The 7,351-nt window shown below is 64.4% G+C and carries 9 protein-coding genes; 2 read left to right on the forward strand and 7 right to left on the reverse strand.

Features of this window, described 5'->3' with window-relative positions; translation table 11 throughout:
* Nucleotides 1–157: 157 nt before the first annotated feature.
* Nucleotides 158–346, forward strand: a complete 189-nt coding sequence (locus tag Q1K49_RS12800; RefSeq protein ID WP_300526395.1) for a hypothetical protein — start codon at nucleotides 158–160, stop codon at nucleotides 344–346.
* A gap of 5 nt (nucleotides 347–351) precedes the next feature.
* On the opposite strand, the gene Q1K49_RS12805 is transcribed toward Q1K49_RS12800, so the two are convergent.
* From Q1K49_RS12805 to Q1K49_RS12830, 6 genes are read right to left on the reverse strand one after another with little or no spacing between them, the layout of a single operon-like run.
* A complete protein-coding gene (locus Q1K49_RS12805) occupies nucleotides 352–1,368 on the reverse strand; it encodes a putative 2-aminoethylphosphonate ABC transporter substrate-binding protein (protein ID WP_300526396.1) in 1,017 nt (338 codons plus the stop codon).
* A gap of 41 nt (nucleotides 1,369–1,409) precedes the next feature.
* Nucleotides 1,410–2,078 carry a 2-aminoethylphosphonate--pyruvate transaminase gene (locus tag Q1K49_RS12810; protein ID WP_300526397.1) on the reverse strand — a complete coding sequence of 223 codons (669 nt, stop codon included), beginning with the start codon at nucleotides 2,076–2,078 and terminating at the stop codon, nucleotides 1,410–1,412.
* The gene (locus Q1K49_RS12815) at nucleotides 2,062–2,415 is read right to left on the reverse strand and encodes a hypothetical protein (RefSeq protein ID WP_300526398.1); all 354 of its coding nucleotides are present in this window, start codon (nucleotides 2,413–2,415) and stop codon (nucleotides 2,062–2,064) included. The genes Q1K49_RS12810 and Q1K49_RS12815 overlap by 17 nt, the downstream gene beginning before the upstream one ends.
* Before the next feature lie 4 nt (nucleotides 2,416–2,419).
* On the reverse strand, nucleotides 2,420–3,262 hold the full coding sequence (phnX, locus tag Q1K49_RS12820; protein ID WP_300526399.1) for a phosphonoacetaldehyde hydrolase: 843 nt from the start codon (nucleotides 3,260–3,262) through the stop codon (nucleotides 2,420–2,422).
* A 5-nt stretch (nucleotides 3,263–3,267) separates the two neighbouring features.
* Complete coding sequence (locus Q1K49_RS12825) at nucleotides 3,268–5,007, reverse strand: putative 2-aminoethylphosphonate ABC transporter permease subunit (RefSeq protein WP_300526400.1); 1,740 nt, start codon at nucleotides 5,005–5,007, stop codon at nucleotides 3,268–3,270.
* Between the two features lie 18 nt (nucleotides 5,008–5,025).
* Nucleotides 5,026–6,009, reverse strand: coding sequence for an ATP-binding cassette domain-containing protein (locus Q1K49_RS12830; RefSeq protein WP_300526401.1), 984 nt, complete (start codon nucleotides 6,007–6,009; stop codon nucleotides 5,026–5,028).
* A gap of 205 nt (nucleotides 6,010–6,214) precedes the next feature.
* Here Q1K49_RS12830 and Q1K49_RS12835 point away from each other — a divergent pair, with 205 nt between their 5' ends.
* The gene (locus tag Q1K49_RS12835; RefSeq protein ID WP_300526402.1) at nucleotides 6,215–6,439 is read left to right on the forward strand and encodes a hypothetical protein; all 225 of its coding nucleotides are present in this window, start codon (nucleotides 6,215–6,217) and stop codon (nucleotides 6,437–6,439) included.
* A 6-nt stretch (nucleotides 6,440–6,445) separates the two neighbouring features.
* Here Q1K49_RS12835 and Q1K49_RS12840 read toward each other — a convergent pair.
* The coding region (locus Q1K49_RS12840; RefSeq protein WP_300526403.1) for an ABC transporter ATP-binding protein at nucleotides 6,446–7,351 on the reverse strand (906 nt) is incomplete at its 5' end.

Genomic DNA, 7,351 nt, shown 5'->3' on the forward strand with positions numbered 1-7,351 from the left:
GAGCGTATGGGGAGTACGCCTCTTTCCGGACACAAGGGGAGAACCGTGCCCGGTCGGGCGATCACGCGACCGAGAAAACAAGAAGCCGGGCACTGCGGCACCATGCTCCCGCGCCCCGACAAGGAGACATCGCCCTGAAGCCCCAGGAAGATCCCGCATGAAAGAGGCGACCGCTCAAACCCCCTTTCGGGCATGGGATGGCGCACGCCCCTCTTCGGAGTGGACACGTCGCCGGGGCAAGCCCTGGATGGGAAACGCCTCTTTGACGAAAGAAGCGCCGGAGGGCTTGCGACAAGGAATCCGCAGGCTCTCCGGCGCCTCGCTCGACACACCAGGGTACGAGTGAGGGGCTCAGCGGGTCTCTTTCATGCCGTAGCGCTTGTTCCACTCGTCAAGAATGCGCTCCCGCGATTCCGCCGCCCAGACGAGGTCGTTCCGGACCATCTGCTTCACAGGGTCCGCGGGAAAGCCCTCGGGGACGGAACCGATGCCGGGAACGGAGACGATGGCGAAGTTCTTGGCGTATTCGGCGATGGCGGCATCGCTGATCGCCCAGTCGAGGAAGATTTTGGCCTCGGGCTTGATCTCCTTCTTTTTGATCAGCGCGTTGGCTTCGAGTTCCCATCCGGACCCCTCTTTGGGGAAGATGGTCGCCACGGGTTCACCCTTGCGCTTCTGAATGATGCCCCGATAGCCGAAGGAAATGCCGATGGGATATTCCCCCGTGCCCGCGAGCTTGGCGGGAGCGGAGCCGGAGTGGGTGTAGACGGCGATGTTCTCGTTGAGTTTGTCCAGATAGGCCCAGCCCTTCTCCTCGCCGAAGAGCTGCAGGATCGCGGAGACGGTCAGAAAGCCCGTTCCCGACGAGGCGGGGTTGGGCATGACCACGAGCCCCTTGTATTTGGGATCGAGAAGATCCTCGTAGGACTGCGGATAGGGAAGGTTCTTGCTCTTCATCTCGATCTCGTTGACGACGAAGGCGGTCATCCATGCGTCGATGCCGACCCAGCGCACCGGGGAGGCGCTGTCCTTGAACTCGGGAAGAACCCGTTCGATGCCCTTGGGGTCGTATCCTTCGAGCAATCCCTCTCCCTGGAGGATCAGCAGGCTCGTGGCCGCCGTTCCCCAGACGACGTCCGCGACGGGGTTGTCCTTTTCGGCGAGCAGTTTCGCCGTCACGACGCCCGTGGAGTCGCGCACGATGGTCACGGAGATGTCCGGATGGGCTTTCTTGAACGATTCGAGATACGTGGGAATCTGGTCGTCCTCAAGAGCCGTGTAGACCACCAGATTGCCCGCCAGGGCAGGACCGACCGCCGCGAACAGGGACAACGCGAGCGCACATGCCAGAACCATCGCTTTTTTCATGATCCATCTCTCCTCTCGGATGTCTTGCTCCACTGTCTTCTTCACACCGCGAGCCGGGAACGGCTCTCCTCCACCGCCGCCAGAAACCGTGCGACATCCTCCGGTCCGATGTCGCCGATGGTACCCACGCGAAACGTTTCGATCCGGGTGATCTTTCCCGGGTAAATGACGAACCCCCTCTCCTTGAGCAGTGTGTAGAACCGGAGGAACTCGAAGGCACTGCCCGGGGGATACCGGAAGGTGGTGATGATAGGCCCCTGCCATTCCTCGGGCAGAAGGGGCTCGAACCCCAGGGCGCGCATGCCCGCCGCGAGGGTCCTCTGGTTCGCGACGTAGCGGGCGTGCCGCGCCGCGACGCCCCCCTCCTCCTCCAGGTCGCGGAGCGCCCGGAAAAAGGCGTGCACCACGTGCGTCGGAGACGTGAAGCGCCACTTTCCCCGGTCGGCTTCCATGACGCGCCACTGGTCGTACAGGTCGAGGGAAAGGGAGCGGCTGCGCCCCTCACACTGACGGAGTTCCTCCACTCCGGCGATGACGAAGCCGAATCCTGGAACTCCCTGGATGCACTTGTTGGCGCTGCTCACCAGGTAGTCGGCACCGAGACGGCGGAGATCGAGAGGAACACCGCCGAAGCTGCTCATGGCGTCCACGATGCAGACCTTGCCGTACTCCTTCGCCATGGAAACGATCTCCTCAATGGGATTGAGCATGCCCGTGGGCGATCTCCACCATGCGGAGGCCGTAGCTTCCGTTGGCGAGAACGTAGAGCCGTCCTCCGGGCGGAACGGCGGTACCGATGGCGGCCTCGACGGCGAAGGTGCCGCTTCCCTGCATGAGAACCGCCGTGTGCGTCGCCGGGTCCACTCCGGCGATGTCGAGAAGCCGCCGCCGCACGTCCTGGACGAGGGCCTTGTAGTCCTCGTCCCAGGTGCACCAGTCGCGGAGCATGGCCCCCCGAACGCCCGGCGCGGTGGAAAGCGGCCCCGGCGTGAGCAGGAGGTAGGGGTTTTCCGGAATCTCCGGATGTGCGCTCTCTGCCCTTTTCACGGTGTCATTTCCTTCCGCCGAACAGCGGAATGGTTCCCGTCGCCTGGGGAAGCCCCCCTTTCGCGAGCAGGAGGTCCACGGCCTCCACCGCCTCGGGAAGCAACGCGATGTTCGGAAGAACCAGGTGCGCCCCGGCGCTCTCGAAGCTCGCCCGGACTTTTTCGCTCCGGGCTGCGAGTTCGGCGGACGGCATGGAGGCCACCTCGTCGAGAGAGAGCCCGAGTTCGCTGCTTCCTTCGACGACGGCGACGCTCCACATGCCGGCGTTGCGCCCCTCCTGCACGTCCGCGAGGGTGTCTCCCACCTTGACGAGGCGCTCCAGCGGAAAGACACCGAGCCGCATGGCGTTGACATAGCACATCCAGGGCCAGGGACGCCCGGCGGGGACGTCGTCGGGGGTGATCACCACGTCCGGCGCGTAGCCGCGGTCCCTCGCCTCGGGGACGAGAACGTTCATCATCTCCGCCGTGTACCCCGTGGTGGAACCGATCCGGAGCCCTTCCGCCCGAAGCGCCGCCACGGTATCCACCGCTCCGGGAATCGGCGCGGCGTACTCCGTGAGAACCGCCAGGAGGTGACGGCGGAAGTCCTCGTACATGGCGTCGAGTTCGCCCTCCAGCGGCTCCCGGCCGTGCACCCGGCGCCACTCCTCCCTGATGCGCTCCATTCCGGCCATGGCGCCGATGTGGTCCCGCTTCTGCAATCCCATGGGAGCACGGGCCTCCTCAAGGCGGACCGGAACGCCCCGCGCCTCGAAGACCTTCATGAACGCACCCACGGGAGCGAAACAGCCGTAGTCCACGGTCGTTCCGGCCCAATCGAGAATGACAGCCTCCACATATCTCACGATCTTCACACTCCTTCGGATCGCATCCAAACGGCGGTGCGCCGCCTGACACTGCCGGTAACTCCTTCGAACACGGCCCTGACGGCGATGTTCGTCAGGACGATCAGAACAGACATGGCCGCTGCGGGAGCGATGTCCCCCGCGTCGGTCATGTTCACGATGGCCACGGAGGCGAGCTTGAATCCCGGCGGGTAGAGAAAGACCACCGCCGAGATGGTCACCATGGCGTTGACGAAGAAATAGAGCGCAATCTCGAAAATGGCGGGAAGGCACATGGGGACCGTTACGGCGGTGAAGATCCGGTAGAAGGGAACCCCCAGGGACTCCCCCACCTGCTCGAACTCGTCGTCCAGCTTGCGGAGGGCCGTCGTGGCCGTCAGGAAGGCGACGGAGAGAAAGTGAACCACGTTCGCCAGCACGAGGATGGCCGCGCTTCCGTAGAGCCCCCGGAAGGGATTGGGCAGAACGATGCCGCCGGGCAGAGGAAAGGCCGTTCTGTTGAAGAAGAAAATGTAGGCGAGGCCGATGACGAGCCCCGGCAGCGCGAGGGGCAGCAACGCCAGAAAACGTCCGACGCGCCGGACCGGAGTGAACCGGCGCGTCTTCTCGAAGAGATAGGCGGCGCAGAAGACAAAGAGCGTGCCCGCCACGGCGGAGGCGGCGGCCACGGCGATGCTGTTCAGGTAGGTCTCCAGCCCGTTTCCCGCAACGTACCTGAAGGAGAAGTGGTCGAGCGTCGGCGAGAGTGTGTAGGGCCACACCTTGACGAGGGCGGCGAAGGCGACCACGCCGAGCAGACCGACGATGCAGAACGCCACGGCGCTGCAATAGAGAAACGCCACAGCATCGCGCATTTTGTGGGATCGGACCCGGTAGGGAACGGCTCTGGCGTTGATGACGCCTCCCTGTTGCCGGCGCATGTACTGCTCGATGCAGAAGGCTGCCACGGCGGGCAGAAGGAGCAGGATGCCCACGGCGGCCCCCATGGAGAAGTTCTGCTGTCCGATCACCTGCTTGTAGATGTCCGTGGCGAGCACGTTGTAGTTGCCCCCCACCACCTTTGGAGCACCGAAATCCGTAAAGGCGAGGATGAAGGAGACGATGAAGGCGTTTGCCAGGCCGTACTTGACGCCGGGAAGCGTTACCGTCCGGAATTTGCGCAGACTGCCCGCCCCGAGGGATTCCGCCGCCTCGTAGAGACGGAAGTCCGCAGTGGAGAGGGAGATCAGGAGGATGAGAAAGGCCTGGGGAAAGGTGTAGACGATCTCCGAGAGGATGATGCCCACGGGGCCGTAGAGCCCGATGCGCAGCCCCAGGGCGGTGAGGAGTCCCTTGTTTCCGAAGAGGTAGACCATGCCGATGCCGTGCATCATGGTCGGCGCGAAGAGGGGAAGAAAGACCACGTGGCGGAAGAAGGACCGGAGGGGCATGTCCGTCCGGCAGACCGCGTAGGCGTAGCCGAAGGCGAGGGTGACGGACCAGAGGGCGGTGACGGTGGCGACGTACAGCGTGTTCAGGAACGAGGAGAAAAGGTAGGGCGTGGAGAAATAGGTGACGAAATTCGCGCCGGCAATCCAGTTTCCCCTGGAATCGGTGAAGGCCCGCCAGAAGACCTCGCAGAGCGGCGCGAAGACGAAGAGGACAAGGGCGGACACGGCACAGAGAAGAAACGCGCCCTCCATCAGGCCCGTTCCCGAAACTCCCTTCCGCCCGAGGAGCTTCGCCCCGGAAGGAAAGGAGGGCATCGTCTCCTTCAGGGACATTCAACGCACCGGATAGCGCATGAGAAATTCCTCGGGGATGCTGATGCGGACCGCGTCGTTCTCCCGGGGGCGCCATCCTTCCATACGCCCCGCGGGGACGTCGGCGACGAGAAGCTGCTCGTTCTGGCAGAGGCTCATCCGGTAGAAGGGCCCCCGGAACTCGACGCTCCGGATCGTCGCGGGATGCCCGTCGCGGCTCGCCGCGTCGAGAACGCGAATATGCTCCGGGCGTATGGCCTCCAGCCGATCCCCTCGCTCGATGAAGTTGATCGTTCCGATGAAGTCGGCGACGAAGACCGACGCGGGTCTTTCGTAGATTTGGGTGGGCGTGCCGATCTGCTCCAGCTCGGCCTCGTTCATCACCACCACCCGGTCCGCCATGGTCAGCGCCTCTTCCTGATCGTGGGTGACCATGACAGTGGTGATGCCCAGTTCCTTCTGGAGCGAACGGATCTCCTGGCGCAGCTCCGCCCGGACCTTCGCGTCCAGGGCGGAAAGCGGCTCGTCGAGGAGAAGCATCTCCGGCGAGGGAGCGAGAGCCCTTGCGAGGGCGACGCGCTGCTGCTGCCCCCCCGACATCTGCGCCGGGTACTTGTCCCCCAGATGTTCCAGATGGACGAGACGGAGCACCTCCCGGACGCGGGCGTCGGTCGCCTCCGCGTCCATTCCTCTGCAGGCGAGACCGTAGGCGATGTTTTTGCGGGCGGTCATGTTGGGAAAAAGCGCGTAGGATTGGAAGACGATGCCGAAACGGCGCTCCGCCGGAGGGATCCGGGTGATGTCTCGCCCCTGGAGGAGGACGTGCCCCTCATCGGGGGATTCGAGCCCGGCGACGATCCGGAGCAGGGTCGTCTTGCCGCACCCCGAGGGACCGAGGAGACAGACGAACTCCCCCTTCGCCAGGGAAAATGCAATGTTCCGAAGCGCCGAAAACGAGCCGAACCGTTTGGAGATTTCCCTGATGTCCAGATATGCGTCGCTCATGCGGCCCTCCCCGGGCTGATTCTCCGCCCTTCGTCGCCTCGGGCGGAAAAACTGCTGCTCCTGCCCGCTTTTTCGGCGATTATATCGGCGGGAGGTCACAGTTCCGCTACAGAAGGATGACCGTTCTGCAAAGAGCGCGGAGGCCGGCGGCGGTTCGGGGCAGTGCCCTGGTGACCCTTCAGGGGGGCTGCGCACGCCCTCGCTCATGGAAGAGATCCTTCAACGCGGCGAGGCGGATTTCGTCTCTCTGTGCCGCCCCTACATCCGGGAACCGGGACTCGTCAACCGCTGGGCGGAGGGCGACCGCTCCCGGGCGAAATGCCTCTCCTGCAACAGGTGCCTTTGGGAGCACCTCACGCACGGAAAATCCCTCGTCTGCGTCTTTCCGGACGCCCCTCCGGAAAAAGCGGAGGAACGGGTGCGGACCTGAAAGGGCCTAGAGCTTGGCGAGGTGCACGATGCGGTCGAACCGACTCGCCACGGCCTCGGAGTGGGTGACGCAGAGGATGGTCTGGTTTCGGAAGCCCGCGAGCAGATCGTCGAGGAGGGCCTCTTCGGTGGCGCGATCGAGGGCGGAGGTGAATTCGTCGAGCAGAAGCACCTCGGGATCGCGCACGAGTGCCCGGGCCAGGGCGAGGCGCTGGCGCTGGCCTCCCGAGAGAGTGGTTCCCTCGGCGCGGAGAGGGGTGTCGTATCCTTGGGGCAGGCGCAGAATCGCCTCGTGCAGGCCCACCCGCCGCGCCGCGTCGACGATGATGTCCCGGGGCACGTCGTACCATCCCGCGGCGATGTTCTCCAGCACGCTGGTGCGGAAGATGTAGGGAGTCTGGCTGACGCAGGCGAAATGAAGCAGGTAGAGGGGCAGATTGTAGCTTTCGATGGGCCGGCCGTCCATGAGGATCACGCCCTTCCCGGGCACCACGTGACGAGTCAGCAGATCGATGATGAGAAATCCTCCCACGAGAAAGGGAAGCGTGGTAAGCGCCCGGGCGAAGAGTTCCATGGTGTTGTAGGACCACTCCCCGATGCAGGCGGAGCGGATGTTGGCCTCGGCGAACCGGTCCGCCGCCTCACCGAAACGCCGCGCCGCCTCGGGCAGCTGCTGGTAGAGCCGAATCTCCTTGGCCCCGGCGAGAATGTCGAGGACGGTGCCGTTCTGCTCGGAGAGCCGTTCCCGCGCCGTGCGGGCCGCACGGGAAAGCGTGCGCTGAAAGAAGGACATGAGGGCGATGTAGATGGGCAGCGTGACCAACACGTAGAGCCCCACCCGCCACTCCAGGGAAAACGTGAAGAGAACAAGGCAGAGCACCATGGTGAGGTGCTGCAGATTGGGGAAGAAGTA

The sequence above is a fragment of the Aminiphilus sp. genome, assembly GCF_029975095.1.
Lineage (GTDB): Bacteria > Synergistota > Synergistia > Synergistales > Aminiphilaceae > Aminiphilus.